This window comes from Sinorhizobium fredii USDA 205 (assembly GCF_001461695.1).
Classification (GTDB): Bacteria; Pseudomonadota; Alphaproteobacteria; order Rhizobiales; family Rhizobiaceae; genus Sinorhizobium; species Sinorhizobium fredii.
In genome coordinates, this window is record NZ_AUTC01000134.1 from 1 (window position 1) to 24859 (window position 24859).

At 63.6% G+C, this 24859-nt stretch carries 26 protein-coding genes and 1 pseudogene; 12 read left to right on the forward strand and 15 right to left on the reverse strand.

Annotated elements, in window-relative coordinates; genetic code table 11:
• Both N181_RS14460 and N181_RS14465 read left to right on the forward strand, forming a co-directional pair.
• Window positions 1–454, forward strand: a 454-nt coding sequence (locus tag N181_RS14460; protein ID WP_425353309.1) for a cobaltochelatase CobT-related protein, incomplete at its 5' end; no start/stop codon positions are given.
• Between the two features lie 117 nt (window positions 455–571).
• A complete protein-coding gene (locus tag N181_RS14465) occupies window positions 572–1576 on the forward strand; it encodes an esterase-like activity of phytase family protein (protein WP_037394645.1) in 1005 nt (334 codons plus the stop codon).
• A 38-nt stretch (window positions 1577–1614) separates the two neighbouring features.
• Here N181_RS14465 and N181_RS14470 read toward each other — a convergent pair whose 3' ends face one another.
• Both N181_RS14470 and rpmB read right to left on the reverse strand, forming a co-directional pair.
• Window positions 1615–2253 carry a VUT family protein gene (locus tag N181_RS14470; protein ID WP_037394647.1) on the reverse strand — a complete coding sequence of 213 codons (639 nt, stop codon included), beginning with the start codon at window positions 2251–2253 and terminating at the stop codon, window positions 1615–1617.
• A gap of 141 nt (window positions 2254–2394) precedes the next feature.
• Window positions 2395–2685: a 50S ribosomal protein L28 gene (rpmB, locus tag N181_RS14475; RefSeq protein WP_014329560.1), complete on the reverse strand. Its 291-nt coding sequence runs from the start codon at window positions 2683–2685 to the stop codon at window positions 2395–2397.
• A 452-nt stretch (window positions 2686–3137) separates the two neighbouring features.
• Here rpmB and N181_RS14480 point away from each other — a divergent pair, with 452 nt between their 5' ends.
• Window positions 3138–3929 carry a DUF3108 domain-containing protein gene (locus N181_RS14480; protein ID WP_037394650.1) on the forward strand — a complete coding sequence of 264 codons (792 nt, stop codon included), beginning with the start codon at window positions 3138–3140 and terminating at the stop codon, window positions 3927–3929.
• 123 nt (window positions 3930–4052) lie between these two features.
• Window positions 4053–4943 (forward strand): aromatic amino acid exporter YddG, encoded by an 891-nt coding sequence (gene yddG / locus N181_RS14485; RefSeq protein ID WP_037394653.1) that lies wholly within the window; start codon window positions 4053–4055, stop codon window positions 4941–4943.
• A gap of 154 nt (window positions 4944–5097) precedes the next feature.
• Here the strand turns inward: yddG and N181_RS14490 are convergent, their stop codons facing one another.
• Together N181_RS14490 and gloB are read right to left on the reverse strand one after the other, a co-directional pair.
• Window positions 5098–5550 carry a cupin domain-containing protein gene (locus tag N181_RS14490; protein WP_037394656.1) on the reverse strand — a complete coding sequence of 151 codons (453 nt, stop codon included), beginning with the start codon at window positions 5548–5550 and terminating at the stop codon, window positions 5098–5100.
• A complete protein-coding gene (gloB, locus tag N181_RS14495; protein WP_037394659.1) occupies window positions 5550–6320 on the reverse strand; it encodes a hydroxyacylglutathione hydrolase in 771 nt (256 codons plus the stop codon). The genes N181_RS14490 and gloB overlap by 1 nt, the downstream gene beginning before the upstream one ends.
• Window positions 6321–6404: 84 nt before the next feature.
• Here gloB and N181_RS14500 point away from each other — a divergent pair, with 84 nt between their 5' ends.
• The 3 genes from N181_RS14500 (at window position 6405) to N181_RS14510 (ending at window position 9389) form a co-directional block, all read left to right on the forward strand.
• On the forward strand, window positions 6405–7214 hold the full coding sequence (locus tag N181_RS14500) for a class I SAM-dependent methyltransferase (RefSeq protein WP_037394662.1): 810 nt from the start codon (window positions 6405–6407) through the stop codon (window positions 7212–7214).
• Between the two features lie 145 nt (window positions 7215–7359).
• Entirely contained in the window at window positions 7360–8466 is a 1107-nt protein-coding gene (gene hisC, locus N181_RS14505) for a histidinol-phosphate transaminase (protein ID WP_037394665.1), read from the forward strand.
• Window positions 8463–9389 (forward strand): prephenate/arogenate dehydrogenase family protein, encoded by a 927-nt coding sequence (locus N181_RS14510; protein WP_037394668.1) that lies wholly within the window; start codon window positions 8463–8465, stop codon window positions 9387–9389. Before hisC ends, N181_RS14510 begins: the two co-directional genes overlap by 4 nt.
• A 19-nt stretch (window positions 9390–9408) precedes the next feature.
• Here the strand turns inward: N181_RS14510 and N181_RS14515 are convergent, their stop codons facing one another.
• On the reverse strand, window positions 9409–10422 hold the full coding sequence (locus tag N181_RS14515; protein WP_014329553.1) for a DUF2125 domain-containing protein: 1014 nt from the start codon (window positions 10420–10422) through the stop codon (window positions 9409–9411).
• A 230-nt stretch (window positions 10423–10652) separates the two neighbouring features.
• On the opposite strand from N181_RS14515, the gene N181_RS14520 reads away from it, so the two are divergent.
• Window positions 10653–11219 carry a gamma-glutamylcyclotransferase gene (locus tag N181_RS14520; protein WP_014329552.1) on the forward strand — a complete coding sequence of 189 codons (567 nt, stop codon included), beginning with the start codon at window positions 10653–10655 and terminating at the stop codon, window positions 11217–11219.
• Between the two features lie 7 nt (window positions 11220–11226).
• Here N181_RS14520 and N181_RS14525 read toward each other — a convergent pair whose 3' ends face one another.
• From N181_RS14525 to ftsE, 4 genes are all read right to left on the reverse strand, one after another.
• On the reverse strand, window positions 11227–12006 hold the full coding sequence (locus N181_RS14525; protein WP_014329551.1) for a lysophospholipid acyltransferase family protein: 780 nt from the start codon (window positions 12004–12006) through the stop codon (window positions 11227–11229).
• Window positions 12007–12112: 106 nt separating this feature from the next.
• The gene (locus tag N181_RS14530) at window positions 12113–12811 is read right to left on the reverse strand and encodes a YdcF family protein (RefSeq protein ID WP_037394719.1); all 699 of its coding nucleotides are present in this window, start codon (window positions 12809–12811) and stop codon (window positions 12113–12115) included.
• A gap of 110 nt (window positions 12812–12921) precedes the next feature.
• Window positions 12922–13929: a cell division protein FtsX gene (locus N181_RS14535; RefSeq protein ID WP_037394672.1), complete on the reverse strand. Its 1008-nt coding sequence runs from the start codon at window positions 13927–13929 to the stop codon at window positions 12922–12924.
• Window positions 13922–14545, reverse strand: coding sequence for a cell division ATP-binding protein FtsE (gene ftsE, locus N181_RS14540; RefSeq protein WP_234818675.1), 624 nt, complete (start codon window positions 14543–14545; stop codon window positions 13922–13924). Before ftsE ends, N181_RS14535 begins: the two co-directional genes overlap by 8 nt.
• A 496-nt stretch (window positions 14546–15041) precedes the next feature.
• On the opposite strand from ftsE, the gene N181_RS14545 reads away from it, so the two are divergent.
• From N181_RS14545 to N181_RS14560, 3 genes are all read left to right on the forward strand, one after another.
• Window positions 15042–15695, forward strand: a complete 654-nt coding sequence (locus N181_RS14545; RefSeq protein ID WP_014329547.1) for a hypothetical protein — start codon at window positions 15042–15044, stop codon at window positions 15693–15695.
• Window positions 15696–15859: 164 nt separating this feature from the next.
• On the forward strand, window positions 15860–16405 hold the full coding sequence (gene hpt, locus N181_RS14550; RefSeq protein WP_014329546.1) for a hypoxanthine phosphoribosyltransferase: 546 nt from the start codon (window positions 15860–15862) through the stop codon (window positions 16403–16405).
• A 269-nt stretch (window positions 16406–16674) separates the two neighbouring features.
• On the forward strand, window positions 16675–17034 hold the full coding sequence (locus N181_RS14560) for a response regulator (RefSeq protein ID WP_014329545.1): 360 nt from the start codon (window positions 16675–16677) through the stop codon (window positions 17032–17034).
• Between the two features lie 117 nt (window positions 17035–17151).
• On the opposite strand, the gene N181_RS14565 is transcribed toward N181_RS14560, so the two are convergent.
• The 4 genes from N181_RS14565 to argH form a co-directional block, all read right to left on the reverse strand.
• A complete protein-coding gene (locus tag N181_RS14565) occupies window positions 17152–19767 on the reverse strand; it encodes a TIGR02302 family protein (RefSeq protein WP_037394683.1) in 2616 nt (871 codons plus the stop codon).
• A gap of 141 nt (window positions 19768–19908) precedes the next feature.
• Window positions 19909–21177 (reverse strand): diaminopimelate decarboxylase, encoded by a 1269-nt coding sequence (gene lysA / locus N181_RS14570; RefSeq protein ID WP_014329543.1) that lies wholly within the window; start codon window positions 21175–21177, stop codon window positions 19909–19911.
• A gap of 12 nt (window positions 21178–21189) precedes the next feature.
• Window positions 21190–21384, reverse strand: a complete 195-nt coding sequence (gene lptM, locus N181_RS14575; protein WP_014329542.1) for an LPS translocon maturation chaperone LptM — start codon at window positions 21382–21384, stop codon at window positions 21190–21192.
• A 233-nt stretch (window positions 21385–21617) separates the two neighbouring features.
• A complete protein-coding gene (argH, locus tag N181_RS14580; protein WP_014329540.1) occupies window positions 21618–23021 on the reverse strand; it encodes an argininosuccinate lyase in 1404 nt (467 codons plus the stop codon).
• Window positions 23022–23047: 26 nt separating this feature from the next.
• On the opposite strand from argH, the gene tlpA reads away from it, so the two are divergent.
• On the forward strand, window positions 23048–23722 hold the full coding sequence (gene tlpA, locus N181_RS14585; RefSeq protein WP_037394690.1) for a thiol:disulfide interchange protein TlpA: 675 nt from the start codon (window positions 23048–23050) through the stop codon (window positions 23720–23722).
• Window positions 23723–23738: 16 nt separating this feature from the next.
• Here the strand turns inward: tlpA and N181_RS14590 are convergent, their stop codons facing one another.
• Together N181_RS14590 and N181_RS33135 are read right to left on the reverse strand one after the other, a co-directional pair.
• Window positions 23739–24611 carry a 3-hydroxybutyryl-CoA dehydrogenase gene (locus N181_RS14590; RefSeq protein WP_037394722.1) on the reverse strand — a complete coding sequence of 291 codons (873 nt, stop codon included), beginning with the start codon at window positions 24609–24611 and terminating at the stop codon, window positions 23739–23741.
• A gap of 140 nt (window positions 24612–24751) precedes the next feature.
• A pseudogene (locus N181_RS33135) lies at window positions 24752–24859 on the reverse strand (electron transfer flavoprotein subunit alpha/FixB family protein); the annotation flags it as partial.

Below are 24859 nucleotides of genomic sequence, written 5' to 3' on the forward strand. Positions count from 1 at the left end.
TGATCTGCGCCACATCGTCTACAAGTCGGCCGACGCCCCCTGGCGGCGCGCGCGCCGCAATCTCGGCCTGATGATGCGCGAAGGGCTGCTCAAGGAGAATATCGACGGCGAGGCGCTGATGTGGGCGCATGACCGCCTCCTCGGCCGGTCGGAGCAGCGGCGCATCCTGATGATGATCTCGGACGGTGCACCGGTCGACGATTCCACGCTCTCCGTGAATCCCGGGAACTACCTCGAGCGCCACCTGCGCGCCGTCATCGAGCAGATCGAGACCCGTTCGCCCGTCGAGCTTCTGGCAATCGGCATCGGCCATGATGTGACGCGGTACTATCGCCGCGCCGTGACGATCGTCGATGCGGACGAACTTGCGGGCGCGATGACGGAGCAGCTTGCCGCCCTGTTCGAGGAAGAGCACCGGCACGGCCGCGTCGGACGCCTGCGCCGGGCCGGCTGACCGGTTGTGCCCGGCCGTAAATTCGCCGGTATCTCGATTATCTGCTAAGGGGCTGCTTTCCTACAGCGCCCGTCTTGTCTCCCTGGAAACTTGCTTCCCTGGAAAGTTGTGCCTCGAATGCTCCGCCGTCCTCTTGTCGTTCTCTTCCTCTTGGCATCGGCCGTGGCCGTCGAGGCGGAGGCACCGCGCGAGATCGCTCCGGTCCGAAGCCGGCAGATCTCCGAGTTCAAGGTCGGTTCCGACGTAAAGACCTTCGGCCGGCTCGAATTCCTCGGCGGCATCGAAATGACCTCGCCCAATGCGCTGTTCGGAGCCGTTTCGGCGATCCGCTTCCGGCCTGATGGCCAATCCTTCGTCGCCGTGCTGGATACCGGACATTGGGCCGAGGGCGCCGTCATTCGCGATGAGGCGGGTCGGCTTCAGGGGCTGACCGATCTTGCCATAACCGCGATGACCGACGGCAATGGCGGGGCGCAGCTCGACAAGTGGAAGGTGGATTCCGAAGGGCTGGCGCTGCGCGACGGTGCGGTGATCGTCAGCTTCGAGCAGGCGTCGCGCGTCGATGTCTATCCCGATCCTGGGTTTGCCGCTTCGAGGCCCATTGGCCAGATGCGCCTGCCCTTTCCGGTCGAGGAACTGCGCAGCAACGGCGGACTGGAGACGATCGCGGTTGCGCCGAAGGGCGGGCCGCTCGCCGGCGCTGCAGTGGTCGTCGCCGAGCGCAGCGTCGACACGTCCGACAATCTGCTGGCCGGCATTCTCGACGGACCGCTGCGCGGCGCGTTCTCGGTGGTGCGCGAAGACCCCTATGCGGTGACCGATGGCGCATTCCTGCCGAACGGAGATCTGCTCATCCTGGAGCGCCGCTTCAACCTCGCCTCGGGGCTCGGCATGCGCATCCGCCGGCTCGCGGCCGCCGAAATCCGGCCGGGCGCGGTGGTCGACGGCGAGGTGCTGCTCGAGGCCGATATGAGCTACCAGATCGACAACATGGAGGGTCTCGATGTGGTTGTCCGGCCCGACGGCGAGACCCGGGTGATCCTCGTTTCCGACGACAATCATTCGATCCTCGAGCGCAACCTGATGCTCGAGTTCCGACTGAGTGACGACTACACCAACTGAAGTGCGACGGGGCCATACCAGCCCCATCTCTTCAACCTTCACGCGGTGGCGCTGGCTGCCGGCATCGGCTTGATGACGCTCATCAGCGCGCCATAGGGCAACAGCAGGACGATGCCGCACAGGATCTTCACGGCCAGATCGCCGAGCGCCCAGGAAATCCAGCGCGGCGCTTCGGTGGCGATCAGGCCGAGGAGCGGCGCGGCTTCCAGCGCGAAGCCGTCGTTCGGACCGAGGAAGACGAAGAACGGTGCGAAGGCGAAGGAGAAGAACATCGCCGTGTCGAGTCCGGAGCCGATCAGCGAGCCGGCGAGCGGCGCGCGCCACCAGGTCTGACGCCGCAGCCGGTTGAACACCGAAATGTCGAGGAGCTGGCCGAGCAGGAAGGCGGAGCCCGAGGCGATCGCGATGCGCGGCGTCGCAGCGAAGAAGGAAAGCACGACGGCGACCACGAAACCGGCGACGACGACGCGGCGCGCTATTCGCGGGCCGAAGTGGCGGTTGGTGAGGTCGGTGACGAGGAAGGCGAAGGGATAGCTGAAGGCGCCCCAGGTCAGCAGATCGCCGAGCTGCATGCCGGCGATCGAGCCAGGCAGCGGATACTGCACGAGGAAATTCGACGCCACGACCACCAGGGTCATCAGCGCGACATAGACGAAGAAGGTTCGGTTGATCAGCATTTTTTTATCCTGGGTGATGCCACCAGTGTGAGGACATTACCGGGTGCACGCATCCGGACGATGAAGATTGAGCACGCGAAAAAGGCTTGCCGGGTGCACCCGCAAGCCTTTCAAGCCGTGTTCAGAAGGTGCTGGCGCCGATCAGGCGGCCGCGGCAGCCTTCTTGACGATCTGGCGGCGCAGCAGGCGAGCGCGCATGCTCAGCTCGTTCTCGTCGGCCTTCAGCAGGAAGGCGTCGAGGCCACCGCGGTGTTCGACCGAACGCAGAGCCGCAGCCGAGACGCGCAGGCGGAAACGCTGGCCGAGCGCGTCGGAGATCAGCGTGACATTGCACAGGTTCGGCAGGAACTTGCGCTTCGTCTTGTTGTTGGCGTGGCTCACATTGTGACCCGACTGGACGCCCTTGCCGGTCAATTCGCAACTACGGGACATGGTACACCTATTTTCTTTTCGCCGCCGGACAATGCGGTAGCGGGCCCAGAGCCCAGGCCGCGTTCCTACTGGCCATTATTGGAAAGTCGCGGTTCTATAGTCAGTGATGGGCCGCCAGTCAAGCCAAACCTGCGCTTTCCGGAAAATCCGCCGCCTTTGCAAGAATTAGCAAAATTTAAGCGCCGCCGCGACCCCCTTCATCTTTCCGGCCGTGCCGCGCCGCGCTATCTCCTTTCGGGCGCAAGGTGAAATCGAAGCATCGGTTTTGCTTGCCGTACGAATATGATGCGCCGGGCGCAGAAATGCCGCAAACCGCCTGCATTTCAGGGGATTGCGACATGGCCGCGCCGGACCACGACAAGACGCACAAACGACGTTGTTACACTTTGAGCTGCTGCATGGTTTTGTCCTCGATCTGGTTCCGCTTCACGGGTCCATGCAAGAAAATAGGAATGGGGCTTTCGGGAATGATGTTGCGCACTGGGTTTCGCGTGCCGGCACTCCTGGCCGCCGGCATGTTTTCCACAGCCTGCTTCGCTGCGGAAATCGAGCATCAAACGGATTACAGCATTGCGCTCGCCGGGCTGCCTCTGGCGCGGGCCTCGTTCCACACCGAGGTCGAGCAGAATCGCTACACGATTTCCGGGACGCTGAATTCCGCCGGCCTGGTGAACATCATCAGCCCGACCTCCGGCCAGACGCGGGTTTCCGGGCTAATCGGCCGCGACCGCCTTCGAGCGACCCAATATTCGATGTCCTATCGCAGCGGCAAGAAGTCTCGGGCGATCAGCGTCAGCTTCCGCAACGGCAATGTCGTTCGCGCCAGCATGGTCCCGAAGCGCACGCCCTTGCCGAAGAACTGGGTGCCGGTGACGAGCCGCGACATGCGCAACGTCCTCGATCCGCTCTCCGGGTTGATCATTCCGGCGACGAGCCGCGTCTGCCCCAACACGCTGCCGATCTTCGACGGCGAATCGCGACTCGATATCAAGCTGTCGGCCAAGGGCACGCGGAACTTCAAGACCAAGGGCTTCGACGGCGAGGTCATCGTCTGCGGCGTCCAATTCGTCCCGAAGGCGGGATACAGGAAGGGTCGCGAGGACGTCGAATATCTGCGACGCCTCGCAACGATGGAAATCTGGTTCGCGAAGTCGGATTCGGTCGATGTCTATGCCCCGGTCTATGTCCGCATACCGACCAAGATCGGTCCGGTGACCGTGTCCGCGACCCGGTTTGGCGGGTAGTCGGGCCGGCCGGTTCGTCTTTCGGGAATCATGTCGGTGCGGTAGATCAGTGAAAAATTAGAGGGCACGCCTTGCGCTTTTCGGGGCAAAATCATCGGCGCGGTCCGCGCGAGGGGAAGTGGCATGAAGTTCAAGGCAACGCTGATCGGTTTTTCGGCGATCCTGATGTGGTCTCTGCTGGCGCTTTTTACTGCCGCCTCCGGCAAGGTGCCGCCGTTTCAGCTTTCGGCGACCTGCTTCCTGATCGGCAGCCTGCCGGGCATCATCGTGTTGACGTGGACGCCTGAGCGCTTCGCGCTTCTGAAGCAACCGGCCAAGGTCTGGATCACCGGTATTGTCGGCCTTTTCGGCTATCATTTTCTCTATTTCACGGCACTTCGAAATGCCCCGGCCGTGGAGGCGGGGCTGATCGCCTATCTCTGGCCGCTTCTGATCGTCGTCGGCTCGGCGCTGCTGCCTGGCGAGCGGCTTCGCTGGTACCATGTCGCCGGCGCGCTTGCGGGGCTTTCCGGCACCATCCTGATCGTGGCGCGCAACGGCATCGCCTTCGACGACGCCTATACGCTCGGCTACGGGGCAGCCTTCCTCTGCGCCTTCACCTGGTCCGGCTATTCGCTGATCACGCGGCGCTTCGGGGCAGTGTCGACCGACGTGGTGACCGGCTTTTGCCTGGCGACCTCGCTTCTCTCCTTTCTCTGCCATCTCGGCCTCGAGACCACGGTTTGGCCGCAGACGCTATTGGAATGGCTCGCAGTCGCCGGCCTCGGCCTCCTGCCGGTCGGCGCGGCCTTCTATGCGTGGGACTACGGTGTGAAGAACGGTGACATCCAGCTCCTGGGCGTCGCGAGCTATGCGGCGCCGGTGCTTTCGACATTGATCCTCATCCTGTTCGGCTTTGCCGAGCCGTCCTGGCGGATCGCCGCGGCCTGCCTGCTGGTCACCGGCGGCGCGGTGCTTGCGGCGAAGGATATGATCCTTCGGAAGGGAACAACTGCTGCGCAACTAGCCGAGTAGCTCGAAGATGGAATGCGGCGCTGCCCCTCACCCTAGCCCTCTCCCCGCAGGCGGGGAGAGGGGACTTAGGTTGGCGCCGCGCGTCTCCCTCGCCCCGCTTGCGGGGAGAAGGTGGCCGGCAAGGCCGGATGGGGGGCAAAGAGCTGGGCAGGCCTCACTCGGCCCCGTCCGCGGGTGGCTCCCAATCAGGCGCTGCCATCTCGAAAGCGGAAAAATCGAATCCCGGCGCAACCGTGCAGCCGACGAGGGTCCAGTCGCCGAGCGAGGCTGCCGATTGCCACCAACCGGCGGGGACGACATGCTGCGGCCTTTCGCCGCCGAGAAGGTCCGGGCCGAGTCGCACGCGCGCCGCAGGCTTGCCCGGTTCGGCGATGCTGAGTTCGAGCGGCGCACCGGCGTAGTAATGCCAGACTTCGGCGGCGTCGCGGACGCGGTGCCAATGCGATCGATCGCCCTTTTCGAGCAGGTAGTAGATTGCCGTCGAATGGCCGCGCGGCCCGCCGTTCGCATCGCGGAAAGTCTCGGCGTACCAACCGCCTTCCGGATGCCTTGCCAGCCCCAGCGTCTCGATGATCGTCGCCGCCGTCACTTCCCGCGCGGCGCTCATCAGAAATTGTCCTTGCGCTTGCGGATCTCCGCGAAGACGGCGGCATCGCTCGCCTTCTCCATGCCGAGATGAGCGCGGATTTTCGGATCGCCGGCGCGCAGGAACGGGTTCGTTCTTTTCTCGAGGCCGATCGTCGTCGGTGCGGTGAAGCCGCCGTCCGAACGGGTCTCCTCGATCTCGGCGGCGCGTTCCCTGAGTTCCCTGTTATCCGGATCGATCGTCACGGCAAAATGGGCGTTCGAGAGCGTATATTCATGGCCGAAATAGACAGACGTATCGTCGGGAAGCGCCATCAGCTTGTTCAGCGAGTGCCACATCGTCTCGGCCGTTCCTTCGAACAGCCGCCCGCAGCCGAGCGCAAACAGCGTGTCCGCGGCGAAGAGCAACTTGTCCTCGGGCAGATGGAAGCTGATGTGTCCCGCGGTATGCCCTGGCGTTTCAATCACCTCGACCGGATGGCCGGCGAAGTCGAAGCGTTCCCCATGCGCCACCTGCTTATCGATCCCCGGAATCTTTGACGCCTCGCCCTTCGGGCCGATGATGGTGACGCCGAAGCGTTCCTTCAGGCTGACATTCGCCGCCACGTGGTCGCCGTGGTGATGGGTCGTCAGGATATGGGTAAGCCGCCAGCCGCGCCGCTCCAGCGCTTCAAGGATCGGTCGCTCCTCCGGTGCGTCGATCGACACCGTCGCGCCGCTTTCCGGATCGTGGATCAGCACGCCGAAATTGTCGGTACGGCAGAGAAAGAGGTCAAGTTCGAGCGCGGCCATGGCTTGGTCCTCCCATTGAAGCATGCGGCTGGTCTAGCCGAATGTAGCGAGCCTCGCCTTGAAGTCTACCGCTTCAAGGCTAACATGTTGCGCATGCACACCGATATCGTCGATCTCCGCCAATTCTATCATTCCGAGCTCGGCCGGATGGCGGAACAAGCCGTCAGCATGGCGCTCTCCTCCGTCTGGGCACGAATGCCGGAAGAGCGGCTGGTCGGCCTCGGCTACGCGGTTCCCTATCTCGAGCGCTTCCGCGCCGACACCGAACGGACTTTTGCCTTCATGCCGGCCGGCCAGGGGGCGGTGAACTGGCCGGTTGCCGAACTCTCCTCCACGGCGCTCGTCTTCGACGAGGAACTGCCGCTGCCGGACGCCTCGATCGACCGGGTGCTGATGGTGCATGCACTGGAATTTGCCGAGAGCCCGCGCGAGACGATGAAGGAGATCTGGCGCGTCCTTGCGCCGGGCGGGCGGCTGGTCATCGTGGTGCCGAATCGGCGCGGCGTTTGGGCGCGGATGGAGCACACGCCCTTCGGCTCGGGTCGGCCCTATTCGCGGGGACAGTTGACCGCACTCTTGCGCGAGACGAACTTTACGCCCGGCGCCAGCTCCGAGGCACTGTTCTTTCCGCCGTCCAGAAGGAAGATGATCCTGCGCTTGCGCCACTGGCTTGAGCGCTTCGGTCGCTCGGTGTGGCCGGTCTTTTCCGGGGTGATCATCGTCGAGGCACAGAAACGGCTCTATCAGGGCCTGCCCGTGGCGGCGCGTGCCTCGCGGCGTGTCTTCGTTCCTGTGCTGGCACCGCATGGCGTTCCGAGCACCCGCGTTCGATCGCCGGAATTGAAAGCTCCTACAGCGCCGCGCGCCTTATCAGGCGCGCAAAGGTCGCTGTAGCACTTTGAAGTGCTGCATGTCTTTGTCCTTAAATCGAGGTCGATCTAAGGAGACATGCAGTAAGAGCGGCCACGACGTCGCCCTCGACAAATTTCCTCTGCCCCGGTATTGGCTGGACCGCATTCCTCCCGCGAAAGCCGAGCCGATGAACCTTGCCCTTAAGAGCCCTGAGCCGCGTCCCGGCATCCTGGATATCGCCGCCTATGTGCCCGGCAGGGAACATGCCCCGGGCGTCGCGAAGGTCCACAAGCTGTCGTCGAACGAAACGCCGCTCGGCGCCAGTCCGCGCGCGATCGAGGCGTTCCAGCAGGCCGCGTTCAATCTCGAGCGCTATCCGGATGGGCAGGCCCATGCGCTCAAGGACGCGATCGGAGCGGTTCACGGGCTCAATCCGGCCAATATCCTCTGCGGCAACGGCTCGGACGAGCTGCTCGGGCTCCTCTGCCACACCTATCTCGGCCCCGGCGACGAAGGGATCGTCACCGCGCACGGGTTCCTCGTCTACAAGATCCAGATCACGGCCGCGGGCGGCACCGCGGTGACGGTCGGGGAGAGGGATTCGCGCGTCGACGTCGACGCGATCCTCGCTGCCGTTACCGATCGGACGAAGATCGTCTTCATCGCCAATCCGGCCAACCCGACGGGGACCTATATCCCCGTCGACGAGGTTCGCCGCCTCCATGCCGGGTTGCCGGCCGGCGTCATGCTGGTGCTGGATGCGGCCTACGCCGAGTATGTCCGGCGCAACGATTACGAGGCGGGAATCGAGCTGGTTTCGGCCAACCGCAACGTCGTAATGACGCGCACCTTCTCGAAGATCTATGGCCTCGCCGGCCTGCGGATCGGCTGGATGTATGCGCCGCGCGAGGTCGTCGAGGCCGTGGACCGCGTGCGCGGCCCCTTCAACCTCAATGCGCCGGCGATTGCGGCCGGCGCGGTGGCGATCCGCGACCAGGCCTTCGTCGCCGCGGCGGTCGATCACAATCTCGCCTGGCTCGCAAGGGTGAGCGACGCCCTGACGGCGATCGGTCTTCGCATCACGCCGTCGGTGACCAATTTCGTGCTCATTCATTTCCCGGAGACCGGTGCCACGTCGGCCGAGGAAGCGGATGCATTCCTGACGGCGCGCGGCTTTATCTTGCGCGCGGTCAACGCTTATGGCTTTCCCAATGCGCTTCGCATGACGATCGGCACGGAAGAGGCGAATGAAGGCGTCATCGCGGCGCTAACCGAATTCATGGGACGGAAATGATGGCTCAGCAATTCGAAACGATCGCCCTCATCGGCATCGGCCTGATAGGCTCGTCGATCGCGCGGGATATTCTCGACAAGCAACTCGCCGGAACGATCGTCGTCTCGACACGCAGCGAAGCGACCCTGAAGCGCGCCGGTGAACTCGGCCTCGGGCATCGCTATACACTCTCGGCGGCCGAGGCGGTGAAGGATGCCGATCTCGTCATCGTCTCCGTGCCTGTTGGAGCTTCGGGCGCCGTCGCCGCTGAAATCGCCGCACATCTGAAGCCTGGTGCGATCGTCACCGATGTCGGCTCGACGAAGGGTTCGGTGATCGCGCAGATGGCTCCGCATCTGCCGGAGACAGTGCATTTCGTGCCGGGCCACCCGATCGCCGGCACCGAGCACTCCGGTCCGGATGCCGGCTTCGCCGGCCTTTTCCGCGGTCGCTGGTGCATTCTGACGCCGCCGCCGGGTACGGACGAGGAAGCAGTCGCCAAGCTCAGACTTTTCTGGGAAGCGCTCGGCTCGATGGTCGACGAGATGGATCCGGAGCATCACGACATGGTGCTGGCGATCGTCTCGCATCTTCCGCACATCATTGCCTACAATATCGTAGGCACCGCGGACGACCTCGCAACCGTGACCGAGTCCGAAGTGATCAAATATTCGGCCTCCGGCTTCCGCGATTTCACCCGTCTTGCCGCCTCGGACCCGACCATGTGGCGCGACGTCTGCCTGCACAACAAGGATGCGATCCTCGAAATGCTGGCGCGTTTCTCGGAGGATCTTGCCTCGCTGCAGCGGGCGATCCGCTGGGGCGACGGGGACAAGCTGTTCGATCTCTTCACCCGCACGCGGGCGATCCGACGGTCGATCGTCCAGGCCGGTCAGGATACGGCGATGCCGGACTTCGGCCGACATGCGATGGATCAGAAATAGCAGCTGCCGGCTGGTTAGACTAAAGCGCGGGCAGGACGCCGATCGGGACGAAGGCCAGGAAGGCGGTGCCGTCACGCACGTTGAGCTTGACGGTCGCCTCGTCCTTGCCGGCAGCGAGCGCCGCCAACACGTTGGCGATGTTGTTGATGAGGTCCGTCTCCTCGGGAACGGCCTTCACCAGGTTCTCGCGCCATGCGTCGATGTTCACCAGGGTCAGGGAGAATTCGCCCGAAACAAGCCCTTGCTCGTTGACCGAGAAGGGTCCCGAGAGCTTGGCGTTCATGCCGCTCCCAGCATCCAGCGTCAACTGGCGCAATTCGCCTTTGGCACCGCGCAGCATGTGCGGGGAAATCGTGGCGCCGCGCAGCCATTCGGCCTTGCCGGTGATCGTAAGGTCGGCGGCAATGTTGGCTGGCGGGGCGGGGCTCGGGCCTTCCTCGGGCCGCAGATCGAGCTTGTCCACGCTGAGCGCCGCGTCGAGGTCGTCGCCATTCTGTCTCAGGTGGATTTCTCCGTGACTCGCGCCGAAACCCACGCCCTTGCCCAGGAGCGGCGAACGGACGGTGCCGGTCAGATTGTCATAGGCAATGGACGTGCGGTCGACACCGGAAAGCGTCGCGGCGAGACTGGCATGCAGGAGCGTCCAGTCGGCGGACACCGATACGCCAGGAGAGACGCGGATTTCAGCAGGGCCGTCGAGTTCGACAATAGCGCGGCCCGGCTGGTAGACCTGTGCAGCCGTCCTCAAGGCTCCGAAGGATGCGGAGGCACCGTGGCGGGTGTCGTCGAGGCGTATCTTGTCGCAGAAGAGGCCGATCCTGAACGGAAAACCGCGGACCTCCAGGTCGGTGCATTCGCCGCCAAGGCCGCTCGCCTGCTTTTCCGCCAGATAGGCCGGCAGCCGTTTCTCGATCTGGTCGGCAGCGACGAACCAGGCGCCCGAATAGAAGCCGGCGACAAGGATGATGCCAGTTGCCAGCCAGAGAAATTTCCGGCTGGCGGTACGTCCCTTTGCGACCTCGGTGACCGTCATGGTATCGCGTACTCCAACTTACTCGGCCGGAATCGGCCTTCTGTGCAAACTCGACTTCGACCGCGGCAGGTCGCTTCCGCTTTAAGGCGCCGCGCCGCAGGTCTCTACGCGTTGGAACGGCATTGAGGCGGAAAACCGCTTCACAGTCTTGCCTATCCCGCTTTAGAAAGTTCCCGTCGGCCGCTGCTCATACCCATTGGTGATTCGGCAATTGCGGCAACATCGGTTGAATGGCAGCGGATATGGACGAATTTTGGGTCTTTGGCTACGGGTCGTTGATGTGGAATCCCGGCTTTCGCTTCGAGGAGAAGCTGACGGCGCGGGCCTTCGGCTATCGCCGCTCCCTGTGCGTCCACTCCTGGGTGCATCGCGGCACCGAGCGACGTCCCGGCCTCGTGCTCGGACTGGACTATGGCGGCTCCTGCATCGGCATGGCATTTCGCGTCGCCCCCGGCGAAAGGGCGGAGGTGGTCGACTATCTGCGCGAGCGCGAACTGGTCACGCATGTCTACAAGGAGCGGACTATGCCGGTGCAGCTCTCCGACGGTCGCCGCGTTCTGGCGCTTGCTTATGTGACCGATCGCAAGCACGTGCAATATGCCGGTGCGCTCAGTGCAGACCAAGCGGCCGCAACGGTCGCAACCGCCGTGGGCAAGTCGGGGAACAACAGGGAATACGTGCTCAACACGCTTGCCCATCTCAGGGAGATGGGCATCCGCGATCACTGGCTCGAGGAAGTCGCCGCTCACCTCACCGCCGGCGGCGCAGCGCGGGCACTAGGTCGGGGGAAATCCTAGACTGGGACTATGCTCCCAGCTCGCGCAGCCGTTGTTCCGCTGTCGGCGGCAAGGGCAGATGCGGATTGGCCCTGACGGTCTCGACGAGGAGCTCATCGCTTGCGGCCTCAGTGACCTCCACGAGTTTTGCCAAAAAGGCGTCCGGATCCATGCCGGCTTCGATCGGCGGCAGGACACGCACCTTGAAATGGCCCGGGAAGCGCAGGAACTTGCGGCGTGGCCAGAACAGGCCCGGATGCATGGCGACCGGGACGACCGGCACCTGCAGATCGCGGTAGAGCCGCGCAATGCCGAACTTATATTCCGGCGGTGCGCCGGGCGGACGCCGCGTGCCTTCCGGATAGATGATCAGCTGACGGCCGCTCGCCATTTCCCGTTTGGTGCGCTCCATGACCTGCGTCATCGCCTTGCCGCGCGCGGCGCGGTTCACCGGCACCATGCGCTGCTTGATGATGTACCAGCCGAAAAGCGGAATCCAGGTCAGCTCGCGCTTCAGGATGTAGAACGGATCGTCGAGCCAGGGCAGAAGCGCATAGGCATCCCAGAAGGACTGGTGCTTCGGCGCGAATATGTAGGCCCCCTTGGGGATGTTCTCGAGACCTTCGATCTCGAAGGTGGTTCCGACGATCTTCTCCATGAGCCAGTGGTTGCTGCGCACCCAGTTCTTCGGCACGAACCATGCTTTCTTGCGCGGCACGATAAAATAGATCGGGGTCAGCACGATCATCTGGGCGATCAGATTGGTGTAGAAGACCAGGTTGAAGAGGATCGAACGCAGGATGATCATCAGCAGGCTCTCGATGGGAATGCGATGCCGACCGCGGGACGGCTGGCCGTTCGCTGCCTACACGAAACTCGCACCGAGGAAAACAGTTCTTGCAGAATCCGGCCCGCTACTCTTTCGCGCGGATCGCGGGCGAGGCGTCGGTTCTCGAATCGTTTGCCAAGTGCGTGTTCGCGAGGTCCCGCAAGAACGCGATGGAATATTTGGCGTATTCGAGCAGAATGGCCTTGATGAAGAGCGGATTGCGCAGCCAGTTGGATGTCTTCAAATCCGAATTGACGACCGGATAGGCGATGAATTCCGTGTCCGGGCGGACCCGGCGCAATTCGAGAAGGCTGCGCGGCATATGGTAGTTGTTGGTGACGACGAGGACGCTCCTGTAGCCGCGATCGTGAATCCATTGCCCGGCCTCGGTTGCATTGCCGATCGTGTCGACCGCTTCATGGCCGATATCGACGCAGCATTTGAAGAGGTCGGCCGAGCTTTGCGTATTGCGGCGTATCTGGCTGCCCGTCGTCGCCGGATTGACTCCGGAGATGAGAAGCCGGTTGCCGGCTCCGGCCTTCAGAAGCTCGACCGCCTGCTCTATCCGCTGGAAGCCGCCGGTCAATACGACGATCGCATCCGCCTTGGGCGCGGCCGGCGGCTGCAGCGAGGCCACCGTGTCGGCGAAATACAGGAAGCCGGCGACGAAGATGGCGAGAAGGGTGAGCAGCACGAAAAAGCCGCGTCGTAGAATTTTCCGCAGCAAACTGCGTGACCGGCGGCGGCGCGCGGCCCTGTCTCGCCATTTGCCCCTCTCGGTCATTCCGCTCTCGCGAAGCTCCTCACCCATCATGATTCTCTCACATAGCCGCCGATTGCGGCAGGGGATAGATCGGTTGGGGGAAGATTCACGGCTTGATCCATGAACGGCCGCTAGCCCTGATAGGTATCCGTCCGACCCGGGTCAGACCGGATCAGGTCGATTTCGTAGATCGTCCGCGTGACGGTCAGCCGCGCCGTCAGCGTCGTCAACAGGGCGATGACGATGATGATCGCGAAGATGCCCAGATAGCCGGTGTAGCCGATGGCGAAAGTGCCGAAGAGGGCGGTCGCCTGGTCTGTCTCGGGGGTTGCGAGCGTCCGAGATTGCCAGAAGCTGGCGATGGCGAAGGAGAATGCCGCGAGGAGACCGCCGGCGCCGGCGCCCTTGAGGCTGATTCTGAGGAAGTGCTTCTGGAATTCGGACGCCACGAAGCTCGCTTCGGCCCCGACGAAGTGCAGCACCTCGACGATGTGGCGATTGCCGGACAGCGCGCCGCGCGTGGCGAAGACGACGGTCAGCACCATCGCCGAAAAGACGAGCGTCAGCACGCCGGTCCCGATCATCGTCGTTGTGTTTGCCATGGCAACCAGCCGGTCGACCCAGGTGCGGTGATCGTCGAGGAAGGCCTCCGGGATCGTCTCCGTCAGCGCCTTGCGCATGGCGGCAAAATCCGGCGGATTGTTTTCGTCGATCGTTATGACGATGAGCCGCGGCACCGGCAGTTCGTCGAGGTCGAGGCCGCCGCCGAGCCAGGGTTCGAGCAGCCGCGCAGTTGCGGCGCGGTCGATGATGTTACCGCCGGTGGTGCCGGAGAAGGTCAAGGCCAGATCGCGCGCGTCGGCGAGCGCTTTCTCCATGTCCAGGTTCTCGTCCGGCTTGATCTGGATGGTGATCTCGCGAGAGATCTGCGACTGCCAGCTTTGCGCCGTCGCCCGCACCATGCTGACGCCGCCGAGCGTCAGGCAGGCAAGGAACGACATGATGGCAATGACACACATCAGGGCATGGCCGGAGACATTGGCCGAGGGTACGATAGGCCCGGTCGGCCGTACCCGCATCTCGGCGCGGCGTTGCTGTTCCGGCGGATCGGGTTCGCGCTGGGGTCGCTGCTCATTCATAGATGTCAAGCCGCCCCTGTGAAAGGATCATGCGTCGGGCCTCGACCTGATCCATCAGCGACAGGTCGTGCGTGGCGATCACCACCGCGGTGCCGAGCCTGTTCAGTTCGAGGAAAAGGTTCAACAGCCGCCGCGCCATCGGCGGATCGACATTGCCGGTCGGTTCGTCGGCGAGAAGGATTTCCGGGCGGTCGATCAACGCCCGGGCGATCGCGGCGCGCTGCTTTTCGCCGCCGGAAAGCACCGGTGGAAGCACGTTGATGCGCTCGCCGAGACCGACCCACTTGAGAAGCTCAAGCACGTCCGAGCGATAGCTCGTCTCCTCCCTGCCGCGCACCCTCAGCGGCAGGGCGACATTCTCGTAGGTCGTCAGATGGTCGAGAAGACGGAAGTCCTGGAAGACGATGCCGACGCGGCGGCGCAGCATCGGGAATTCCTCGCGCGGAATGGACGAGATGTTGCGGTCGAACATGCGAATGAGCCCGCGCGTCGGCTTCAGCGAAAGAAACAGCAGCCGCAGCAGCGTCGTCTTGCCGGCCCCCGAAGGCCCGGTCAGGAACTGAAAGGACCGGCGCGGTATGTCGAACGTCAGGTCCCGGAGAATTTCCGGCCCCATGCCATAGCGCAATCCGACATTCTCAAAATGAATCAACGGGACAGCCCAATCTCTCGTCACGACCCTCAGCAATCGCCTCAACCGGTCGTTCGCACATCCAGCGCCGTGTCGTCTTGCCAGACGCACGAAGCGCGCTGCATCGCTTTGAACTGCGGTGCCGATTGAAGGACCATGCAGTAGGACAGCGCGCCTGCCAAGGCAAAACCGAGTGCGGAACCATGGTTAAGCGACTGTTAATGTCCCATGGAAAGGTGCCGCTTTCGCGGCTCTTTCCGAAACTTTAACCATTTCGGTTTACGTTTCGTCAGGATTTGATGCAATGCCCTGTTTCTTACAGGGGTGTTGCCGCAGCGAGTTTGGCGTGCCCACTGCATGTTTCCTTAAATCGGAGCCGATTCAAGGATAAGACATGCAGCACCGAGGGTGCTACAGCGATCCCTTGCGTCTGAAGGACGCATTGCGCTGTAGGGGCGCGGCACTCCGATGGGAGAGCCCCATGCAGGCATTTCGCACGAAGAAAGCCGCTATCGACCTCATTCCGCCGGAACGCGTGCCGCGCTCGGACGCCCCCGTTGCCAGGAACTTCGATTATGTCGACGTCGAATTCGAGACCGTGGCTCCTAGTCCGCGGCGCGGCCCCTATCCGGTCTTCAACGACAACCGGCGCCCGGCCGCGCGGTCGGTGCCGCGTCCGACAACGACCGTCCGAAGCGGAGCCGCGGCTCGGTTGCTGGCGATTGCGGAGACGAGACTGCGCGCGATGCCGGCGCGGCGCTTCTCAGGCCTCGCAGCCGGCCTCGGTTTGGCGGCCTTCCTGCTGATGGCAGGGCTCGGGGGTCATGGTGATGCGGACGCCCATCCGCTCGCCATCGAGGGGGTCACGACCTCGCTCGACTATGCCGGCGGCATGCGCGTGCTTTCCGTCTACGGGGCCATCGACAACCGATCGGACCTCGAACAGCGTCTGCCGCCCGTGGTCGTCGAAGTCATGCACAACGGACGGGCCGTGACGGCGACACGCCTGATGCCCGAAGGCGCTGCCATTGCACCGGGCGAAAGCCGCCGCTTCGTCACTCGACTCCCCTATGCGGGTGGAAAAATGCCCGCCGTCACCGTCTCCTTTGCGGAAAACAGTGTTTCGCCTCGCTGATTGTGCTAATCGGCCCTTGAAGGGAGGGCAGACGTTCTTCCGACTGCATGCATCCTTGATCGTGGCCGATCCAAGGACGAAAACATGCAGCAAACCAAAGTGCTACAGCGACCTTTTGTGCGTCTCGAAAGACGCACGGCGCTGTGGGAAAATGGAGAGCCGTCATGCCCGTCGTACGCGGCAAGAATATCGAGGTCCTTTACAGCCCCGAGGTGATCGCCACCCGCAATCGGGAAATGGCGGACGAGATCATGCGCGGGCCGCACAAGGACCTCCTCGTCATCTCGATCCTCAAGGGCTCCTTCATCTTTGCGGCCGATCTGATCCGTGCCATGCATGGAGCGGGGTTGGCGCCCGAGGTCGAGTTCATCACGCTCTCGAGCTACGGCACGGGAACCGAATCCAAGGGCGTGAAGATCACCAAGGATATTGACAGCGACGTGCATGATCGCGACGTGCTGTTGATCGACGACATTCTCGAATCCGGCCGGACCCTGCGCTTTGCCAAGGAACTGCTCTACGAGCGCGGCGCACGCAATGTCACGATCGCCGTGCTGCTCGACAAGCGCGTCAAGCGCCGTGTCGATCTGGAGGCGGACTATGTCGGCTTCGAATGCCCCGACCACTTCGTGGTCGGTTACGGCATGGATGTCGCCTATGCCTTTCGCGAACTCCCGTTCGTTGGCGTTGTCACCGGTGACGCGGAATAGCGTTACGCCGGATCGCGATCCTCCGTTGCGCGATTTAGGCGATATCAATGGCTCTTCGCCCTCCATGGGCGAGTTTTTTTGAGATTTCCACCTGGCGGCGCAAAATCCTGAAAATCGAAGCGATCGCGTTTACCGAAAGCAAACACAAAGCTGTTTGGTTGGAACGGTGTCACGGCCGTGAGCGGCGTGGGATACAGATGTTCAACGACGTAGAGCGTCTTCTTGCGAACGACGCCGACGCTCTGTGAGAGCGAACACGGGAGGCCATGATGGCGAAAATCCTGATTACCGAGGATGAGGATGCCTTGCGCTCATTTGTGGCGCGGGCGTTGCAGCTCGATGGACACGAAACGGTCGAGGCAGGGGATGGAGCCGACGGGCTCGCCCGGCTCAGGGACCAGCGCTTTGACCTGCTGTTATCCGATATCCGCATGCCGGTTATGGACGGCATCGAGCTTGTGCATCAGGCATCGGCCGCCTTTCCGCAGCTGAAGATCTTGCTGATGACGGGCTATGCCGAGCAGCGCGAGCGCGCCGACGATATCTCCGGCAAGGTCGTGGATGTGATCTCCAAGCCGTTTTCCCTGCCTGACATCCGCAAGGCGGTGGCGCACGCCTTGGCCGCCTGACGGTTCCTGAGTCCTAGCTTCGACAACACCCAGATCATTTCACCGTTTCGTTGAAACGGTGAAATGATCTGACGCTTTCCGGACGGAAAGCCGCTACACACTTGCCCTAGAATAGTTCTAACGCATATCGAGCAGGCGCTCGAGATATTGCCGCTCGACCTCCGGCGACAGGTTGTCGCCGAGCTTGCGGCGGATTGCGTCGAGGATCTGCCGTGCGCGCTGCGTGTCGATTTCGTCCGGCACCTTCACCTGGTTGCCGAAGTCCGGTCCGGCGTTCTGCTGACGCCGCCCAAGCGGGTCGCGCCCGTTCTGGCCGTATTGCGGGACGCCCTGACCGGGACCCGGCCCCTGTCCCTGGGCCTGCATCTGATTCATCATGTCCTGCGCGCCTTCGCGCAGCGCCTGCAGCGCCCGGCCCTGGCTGCCGACGGCTCGTTCGCCCTGACCCTCGCCCAGGGCGCCGGCGGCGTCGCCCATTTCGCGCTGCGCCTGGCCGAAGCCCTTGCCGGGCTTTATGCCCAGATCCTCGAGGCCCTTTTGCAGTTCGCCCAGCTGCTTGCCGAGGGCCTCCTGCTGCTGCCTGAGCTGTTTCAAGGCCTCTTTCAATTGCTCGGCGGTCATCTCGTCGAGCGGGTTGGGCTGTCCGTTCGGGTCGCCCTGCTGTCCGGGATCCTGGGGCATATCCTGGCCGAACAGCTCATTGTCCTCGCCTTGGAGCGGGTCGCCGCGCTGCATCCGGTCGCGCAGTGCCTGGTCGAGCTTGAATGTTTCATCCATCAGCTGCTGTTGCTGCTGCATCAGCTGGCCGAGCTTGTCCATCTGCTGGCGCATCGCACTGTTCTGCTCGCCGCCTTGTTGCATGCGGCCGGCTTGCAGATTGTTCATCATCCGCTGCAGTTCGGACAAGAGCTGGCGGGCCTGATCGCGCGCCCCGGAGCGCGCCAGGTTTTCGATCTGGTCCATCATCTTTTCCAGATCCTGCTGGCGCAGCACATTGTTCATGTCCGGATTGGCCGCCATCGCCGGATTTTTGGCTGCCTGCTCGGCGAGCGCGCGCATATATTCCTGCATTGCCTGGCGCAGTTCCTGCATCAGCCTGGCGATCTCCTCATCCGAGGCGTTGCGTTCGAGCGCATCGGACAGGGCCTGCTGGGCATCGCGCAGCCGGCGCTCGGCGAGCGACAGGTCGCCATCCTCGATGCCGAGCGCGATCTCCCAGAGATGGTCGGCCGCGTCGCGCAGCATGTCGTCGTTGCGGGCGAGCTTCATGCGCGTCCGGGCCGACTGGATCAACAGGAAATGCGTGAGGTTGGGGATCGTCTCCTCGGGGTAGAGCGTCAAAGCATCGTTGAGATCGATGGCGCGGGGCAGCTGGTTGGCGTCGAGCGCGAAGACCTGCCGCTGTTCGGCGACCGCGCCGGCAAGCGGTTCGAAGAACCGCCGCGCCGGCAACACCATTTCCTCCGGGACGCTTCGGCCTTCCTGGCCAGCGGCGTCGCGGGCGACGAGGGTGATCTCTACGCGCTTCCCGGCGAGCGGATGCTCGCTCAAATTCCGGCTGGTCGTTCCCTTGGCCTCGCGGGGATTGCGGCGCGGCAGATCGAGGCGATATTCCGGCGGCGGATAGAGCGGCCTGGTGTTTGCAGCCGGTTCGTCCAGAGGTTTTATCTCCGCCCAGGCCTGGGAAATGCCGTAGTCGTCATGGGCGAGGAAGCCAACCTCAAGCGACGCATTCGCCGTCGGACGGGGCGCCCCATCGAAGGCGATGTCTGGCACGCTGTCGGGAATGATCTCGAAGTTCCAGCGCTGTCCGGCGACGGAAAGCGTGCCGTCCCGGGTAATCTTGAAGAGATGGTTCCGGGCGCCGTTCGGGGGCGTTCCGGCCGCTTGCGCCGCCGCGGGCTGCTGCGACGACGGCTTGCCGGCCGTGGCCGCGATGATCGTCGGCTGCGCATTGCCCGCGTCGGCGTAGCTGACCTGCGTCTCCTGGCCGGCGCCCGTTATGCGAACTGTGACATCGCTGAATTGCGGTATGGTGATCGCAGCCTGCCTGTCGGTGGCCGCCATATCCTCCCGGCCGGTCAGGAAAATCGGTGCGCGACCGGTATAGGCCGGCGGGGTCACCCAGGCGTCGATGCGGATGTCCGGAGCGGCTACCTGGCGCTCGGGCAGTCGAAACGCATCCGACATCAGGCCGGCGCGATTCGAATAGGAATAGGCGAAGGCGACGCAGGCGAGCAGTATCGGTACAGCCCTGAGCGCGAGGGGGTCGTGTCGCGCCACGTCGGGGCGCGGCAGGCCGGTGCCGAGGCCGTGAACGAGACGCGCCATGCGCGCCTGATGTTCACGCCAGAGCGCCGCGCCGACGGCTCCCTCCGTTGCCGGCGCATCGTCCTGCACGCGGATCGCCTGGTGCGGCAGCTGGTTGCGGGCCTCAAGCATCCGGTCGGCTTCGGCGATGTCCGGCCAACGAACGCGGGTAAGAGGCAGGAGCGTCAGGAAGAGCCCGGCGACGAAGGCGAGCAGAACCACGACGTGCAGCCAGAATGGTGCCGCACGGAAAAAGCCGAGCCAGCCGGCCGAGAGAAAAAGGAGGACGAGCGAGGCGGGTGCGAGGGCGCGGGGAAGGAGCTGCTCGGCCAGCAGGATCAGGCGCGCCAGGAACCGCTTCGTCGCCAGCATCCTGACGAATGACCTCGGTCGTGGCGTTTCATCCTGCCGGAAAAGCGTCATCCGCCCATATTCCCTTTCCATTCCTTTGACCGTCCCGGCGGTCAAAGGTCAGGATAACATCCTTTGTGGCGAAGGCGAGGGCGACAAGCAAAACAAAACGTGATCGCCAGGCAGGCGCCGTTCGGACGCAGCGGGTCGAATTCAGTCAAGCCAATCCGGCACCGAGTCGAGGCCGATCAGGGCCTCGTAATCCTTGCGCGGGCGGATCACGTGGAAACGATCGCCCTTGACGAGGACCTCGGGCACCAAAAGTCGGCTGTTATAGGTGCCGGCCTGGACCGCGCCATAGGCGCCTGCCGAGCCGATCGCGAAAAGATCGCCGGGCTTGGGCATCGCCATTTCCCGGTCGAGCGCCAGATAGTCGCCCGTCTCGCAGACAGGCCCTACCACATCGGCCTTGATGCGCGGCGCATTGGCGGCGGAGATCTTCACCGGCCTGATCTCGTGATAGGCCTCGTAGAGCGTCGGGCGGATCAGATCGTTCATCGCCCCATCGACGATGACGAAGGTCTTCTCACCGCCATCCTTCACATAGATCACTTCGGTGACGAGAATGCCCGCATTGCCGACGATCAGCCGGCCCGGTTCGGTGACGATCTTGCAGTCGAGGCCCTTGAGCTGGTTCTTGACGATATCTGCGTAGGCGTCCGGGAGAGGCGGTGGATTGTTGTCTTCCCGATAGGGAATGCCGAGGCCGCCGCCGATATCGACGTGGTCGATGACGTGGCCATCGGAGCGCAGCGTATCGACCAATTCGCGCAGCAGCTTGAAGGCGTCGTCGAAGGGCTGCAGTTCGGTGATCTGGCTGCCGATATGCATGTCGATGCCGGTCACCTTGATGCCCGGGAGCGTTGCGGCATGCGCATAGACGGCGCGCGCCCGCTCCCAGGAAATGCCGAACTTGTTTTCCTTCTTGCCGGTCGAGATCTTCGCATGCGTGCGGGCGTCGACGTCCGGATTGATGCGGAAGGAGACATGCGCCTGCTTGCCGGCGCGCACGGCCCGCTGGTTGAGGATTTCCAGCTCCGGCTCCGATTCGACGTTGAAGCAGTAGATGCCGGCCTCAAGGCCCAGGTCCATCTCGCGTGGCGTCTTGCCGACACCTGAGAACATGATCCGGTCCGCCGGAATGCCGGCGGCGAGCGCCCTGCGGAGCTCCCCTTCGGAGACCACGTCGATGCCGGCGCCGAGGCGGCCGAGCGTCTTCAGCACGGCCTGGTTGGAATTGGCCTTCATCGCATAGCAGACCATCGCATCGACGTCGGCGAAGGCTTGCGCGAATACCCGGTAGTGGCGCTCGAGCGTCGCGGTCGAATAGCAATAGAACGGCGTGCCGACGGCACGGGCGATATCCGTCACCGGGACGTCTTCGGCGTAGAGAATTCCGTCGCGATAGTCGAAATGGTTCACGGTGTCGCTCGCTTAGAGGAGGGGATCAAGCAGGAAGGGGCGGTCCTCGACCGTCTCCTTCGGTTCGGCGGTCCCGGCGGGCGCTTTCGTGTTGATCGAGGTCGTGGAGCCCGGCCGGTCCAGATCGCCCTTGCGACCGCAACCGCTGAGAACCAACCCCGGAATCGCCAGCAGCAGCGCAAGGCGGGCCGCCTTCGTCAATGTCATCGTCATTTCCCTCGCCGAAGCTGAAGCCGATAGGTCCAAGCGGCAGCGGGGCGAGCGCCTCGCATTTCTCGCTCTGGTGCGAACTCTTATCGGTTTTTCAGCAGCTTGTGCACCCTGTTTCTTGGCGGCTAAAGCGCGTCGCATTCAATCGTATACATGCGACGCTCTTCAGGTTTTTTGTTTTTGTGCATGTCGTTGCCCCAAAACCGCTGCGCACTTTTGGGCGTCATGCACTAGTTGCGTGCCCGCCACCAGGCGATCTGCTTCAGCACCTCGGCCGGCGCGGTGCCGCCGAAGCTTGTGCGGCTCGCCACGGAGGCTTCGACGGTCAGCACGTCGAAGACCTTGTCGGTGATGGCGGGATTGATCGCCTGCAGGTCGGCAAGCGAGAGATCGGCAAGGTCGCAGCCTTTCTGCTCGGCGAGTGCCACGGCGCGGCCGGTGACGTGATGGGCGTCGCGGAAGGGGAGGCCCGCCTCGCGCACCAGCCAGTCGGCAAGGTCCGTGGCGGTCGAGTAGCCGGAACCGGCGGCGGCCTTCATCCTGTCGGCGCGCACGGTCATGTCGCGCACCATGCCGGTCATCGCGGCAATCGCCAATTCGAGGCTCTCGGCCGCGTCGAAGACCTGTTCCTTGTCTTCCTGCATGTCCTTCGAATAGGCGAGCGGCAGGCCCTTCATGACCGTCAGGAGCGCAATCAGCGAGCCGTTGATGCGGCCGGTCTTGGCGCGCACGAGCTCGGCCGCGTCGGGATTCTTTTTCTGCGGCATGATCGAAGAACCGGTCGAGAAGGCATCCGACAGGCGGATGAAGCCGAATTGCGGCGTCGACCAGATGACGATCTCTTCGGCCAGGCGCGACAGGTGCGTGGCGGCGATCGACGCGATCGACAGAAATTCGAGCGCGAAGTCGCGGTCGGAGACCGTATCGATCGAGTTGCGGGTCGGCTCGCGGAAGCCGAGCGCCTTGGCCGTCATGTGCCGGTCGATCGGGAAGCCGGTGCCGGCAAGCGCCGCGGCGCCGATCGGGCATTCGTCCATGTGCTCGATCGCGTGCCGGACGCGCGAACGATCGCGGCCGAACATTTCGACATAGGCCATGCAGTGATGGCCGAAGGTGACCGGCTGGGCCGTCTGCAGATGCGTGAAGCCCGGCATCACCGTATCGGCATGCTCCTCCGCCCGGTCGAGAAAGGCGCCGATCAGCGCCGTCAGCGCCCTTTCGGTCCTCTGCAGTTCTTCCTTCACCCAGAGACGGAAATCGAGTGCGACCTGGTCGTTGCGGGAGCGTGCCGTGTGCAGGCGCCCGGCGGCAGGGCCGATCAGCGCCGCCAACCGCGCCTCGACGTTCATATGGATGTCTTCGAGGCGGCGCGAGAACTCGAAGACGCCGCTTTCGATCTCTGACAGGATCGTGTCGAGGCCGTGAACGATCTTGTCTTTGTCTTCGACGGAAATGATGCCCTGATGGGCCAGCATGGTGGCATGCGCTATTGAGCCGCGGATATCCTGGGCATAGAGCTTCTTGTCGAAGCCGATCGAGGCATTTATCTCCTCCATGATCGCATCCGGGCCCGAGGCGAAGCGTCCGCCCCACATCTGGTTGGAGGATTTCGTTTCGGAACTGCCGTCAGCCATCGGGATGCCCGCCTTTGGAGAATGAAATGCAAGACCAGAAGAAACGCCCTCCGGCCGTGAAACTGTTCGCGCTCGCCGCCGTCTTTGGCGTGATCGCCGGTGCGGCTGCGGTATACGTGAAGGAGACCGGGTCTGGCAATGGCGGCGCGGCGCCGACGGCCGATGCGAGCTGCCCGCTCGCCGGCGAAAAGGTTGCGGCGTTGACGTCGCTGATGCGTGGCCAGGTGGCCGCCATGACGCCGGCCGCCAATCCGCGCCCGATCGGCTGGCTCGACTTCGTCGGCCCGGACGGAAAGCCGCTAACCCTTGCCTCCCTTGCCGGCAAGACGTTGCTCGTCAATCTCTGGGCGACCTGGTGCCTGCCCTGCCGGGAGGAGATGCCGGCGCTCAACGCGCTGCAGGAGGCGCTCGGCGGCGATCGTTTCGAGGTCGTCGCCATCAATATCGATACGGGCGACGACGAAAAGCCGAAGGCGTTCCTCGACGAGATCGCCGTCCATCACCTGCGTTATTATCGCGACGCCTCGATGGGCGTCTTCAACGCGATGAAGAAAGAGGGTCTTGCCTTCGGATTGCCCGCCACTTTGCTCATCGACGAGAAGGGCTGCCTGATCGGCTCGATGAACGGGCCGGCCGCCTGGGATAGCGATGACGCGAAGCGACTGATCGAGGCGGCCCTTGCGCCGGCTGCGGGAAGTTGAGGGGGCGCGTCGCCCCTCAGCGCGTCGGGACCGGAACGTCGCCGCGGTAATCGTAGAAGCCGCGGCCGGACTTGCGGCCGAGCCAGCCGGCTTCGACATATTTCACCAGCAGCGGGCAGGGACGGTATTTGGAATCGGCCAGGCCGTCATGCAGCACCTGCATGATCGACAGGCAAGTGTCGAGCCCGATGAAGTCGGCGAGCTGCAGCGGGCCCATCGGATGGTTGGCCCCGAGCTTCATCGCCGTGTCGATGGCATCGACCGTGCCCACGCCCTCGTAGAGCGTATAGATCGCCTCGTTGATCATCGGCAGCAGGATGCGGTTGACGATGAAGGCGGGGAAGTCCTCGGCGACGGTGACGGTCTTGTCGAGATGGGCGACGAATTCCTTGGCCGTCCGGAAGGTCTCTTCGTCGGTGGCGATGCCGCGCACCAGTTCCACCAGCTTCATCACCGGCACCGGGTTCATGAAGTGGATGCCCATGAAACGCTCGGGGCGGTCGGTTGCCGAGGCGAGCCGGGTGATCGACAGCGACGAGGTGTTGGTCGCGAGAAGCGCGTCCGGCTTCATGACCGGACAAACCTGGCCGTAGATCTTGCGCTTGACGGTTTCGTCTTCGGTGACCGCCTCGATGACGAGATCCGCCTGCGAAAGGTCATTGATGTCCGTCGACCCCTTCATCAGCGCCAGCGCCTTCTTGCGGTCGTCGTCGCTCATCTTGCCGGAGGAAACCTGCCGGGCGAGGTTTCCATTGATGGTCGCCAGTCCTGCCTCGATGCGATCTGCAGCAATATCGTAGAGCTGCACCTTGTAACCGGCAGCGGCTGAAACATGGGCGATGCCGCAGCCCATTTGCCCCGCGCCAATAATTCCGATCGTCTTGATCATCGAAGCGAACATCCATTCTAAAAATCCCGGCAGCGGCGCCGCCGAGGATGAAAAAAACCGGGCCGATGGGTCGGCCCGGTACGATTGTTAATGCCAAGCCGGCAGATTTGCCAGCCTTTTTCGTGCCCGGGTCCGCGCGCTCAAAGCGCCTTCTCGAGCTCCGGCAGGACGTCGAACAGATCGGCGACGAGGCCGTAGTCAGCGACCTGGAAGATCGGCGCCTCCTCGTCCTTGTTGATGGCGACGAT

Excerpts from the sequence above, each read along its gene's own strand:
- N181_RS14465 (WP_037394645.1), top strand. The coding sequence starts at position 572 with ATGCTCCGCCGTCCTCTTGTCGTTCTCTTCCTCTTGGCATCGGCCGTG.
- N181_RS14470 (WP_037394647.1), bottom strand. The coding sequence starts at position 2,253 with ATGCTGATCAACCGAACCTTCTTCGTCTATGTCGCGCTGATGACCCTG.
- rpmB (WP_014329560.1), bottom strand. The coding sequence starts at position 2,685 with ATGTCCCGTAGTTGCGAATTGACCGGCAAGGGCGTCCAGTCGGGTCAC.
- N181_RS14480 (WP_037394650.1), top strand. The coding sequence starts at position 3,138 with ATGGGGCTTTCGGGAATGATGTTGCGCACTGGGTTTCGCGTGCCGGCA.
- yddG (WP_037394653.1), top strand. The coding sequence starts at position 4,053 with ATGAAGTTCAAGGCAACGCTGATCGGTTTTTCGGCGATCCTGATGTGG.
- N181_RS14490 (WP_037394656.1), bottom strand. The coding sequence starts at position 5,550 with ATGAGCGCCGCGCGGGAAGTGACGGCGGCGACGATCATCGAGACGCTG.
- gloB (WP_037394659.1), bottom strand. The coding sequence starts at position 6,320 with ATGGCCGCGCTCGAACTTGACCTCTTTCTCTGCCGTACCGACAATTTC.
- N181_RS14500 (WP_037394662.1), top strand. The coding sequence starts at position 6,405 with ATGTTGCGCATGCACACCGATATCGTCGATCTCCGCCAATTCTATCAT.
- hisC (WP_037394665.1), top strand. The coding sequence starts at position 7,360 with ATGAACCTTGCCCTTAAGAGCCCTGAGCCGCGTCCCGGCATCCTGGAT.
- N181_RS14510 (WP_037394668.1), top strand. The coding sequence starts at position 8,463 with ATGATGGCTCAGCAATTCGAAACGATCGCCCTCATCGGCATCGGCCTG.
- N181_RS14515 (WP_014329553.1), bottom strand. The coding sequence starts at position 10,422 with ATGACGGTCACCGAGGTCGCAAAGGGACGTACCGCCAGCCGGAAATTT.
- N181_RS14520 (WP_014329552.1), top strand. The coding sequence starts at position 10,653 with ATGGCAGCGGATATGGACGAATTTTGGGTCTTTGGCTACGGGTCGTTG.
- N181_RS14525 (WP_014329551.1), bottom strand. The coding sequence starts at position 12,006 with ATGATCATCCTGCGTTCGATCCTCTTCAACCTGGTCTTCTACACCAAT.
- N181_RS14530 (WP_037394719.1), bottom strand. The coding sequence starts at position 12,811 with ATGACCGAGAGGGGCAAATGGCGAGACAGGGCCGCGCGCCGCCGCCGG.
- N181_RS14535 (WP_037394672.1), bottom strand. The coding sequence starts at position 13,929 with ATGAATGAGCAGCGACCCCAGCGCGAACCCGATCCGCCGGAACAGCAA.
- ftsE (WP_234818675.1), bottom strand. The coding sequence starts at position 14,545 with ATGGGGCCGGAAATTCTCCGGGACCTGACGTTCGACATACCGCGCCGG.
- N181_RS14545 (WP_014329547.1), top strand. The coding sequence starts at position 15,042 with ATGCAGGCATTTCGCACGAAGAAAGCCGCTATCGACCTCATTCCGCCG.
- hpt (WP_014329546.1), top strand. The coding sequence starts at position 15,860 with ATGCCCGTCGTACGCGGCAAGAATATCGAGGTCCTTTACAGCCCCGAG.
- N181_RS14560 (WP_014329545.1), top strand. The coding sequence starts at position 16,675 with ATGGCGAAAATCCTGATTACCGAGGATGAGGATGCCTTGCGCTCATTT.
- N181_RS14565 (WP_037394683.1), bottom strand. The coding sequence starts at position 19,767 with ATGACGCTTTTCCGGCAGGATGAAACGCCACGACCGAGGTCATTCGTC.
- lptM (WP_014329542.1), bottom strand. The coding sequence starts at position 21,384 with ATGACATTGACGAAGGCGGCCCGCCTTGCGCTGCTGCTGGCGATTCCG.
- argH (WP_014329540.1), bottom strand. The coding sequence starts at position 23,021 with ATGGCTGACGGCAGTTCCGAAACGAAATCCTCCAACCAGATGTGGGGC.
- tlpA (WP_037394690.1), top strand. The coding sequence starts at position 23,048 with ATGCAAGACCAGAAGAAACGCCCTCCGGCCGTGAAACTGTTCGCGCTC.
- N181_RS14590 (WP_037394722.1), bottom strand. The coding sequence starts at position 24,611 with ATGATCAAGACGATCGGAATTATTGGCGCGGGGCAAATGGGCTGCGGC.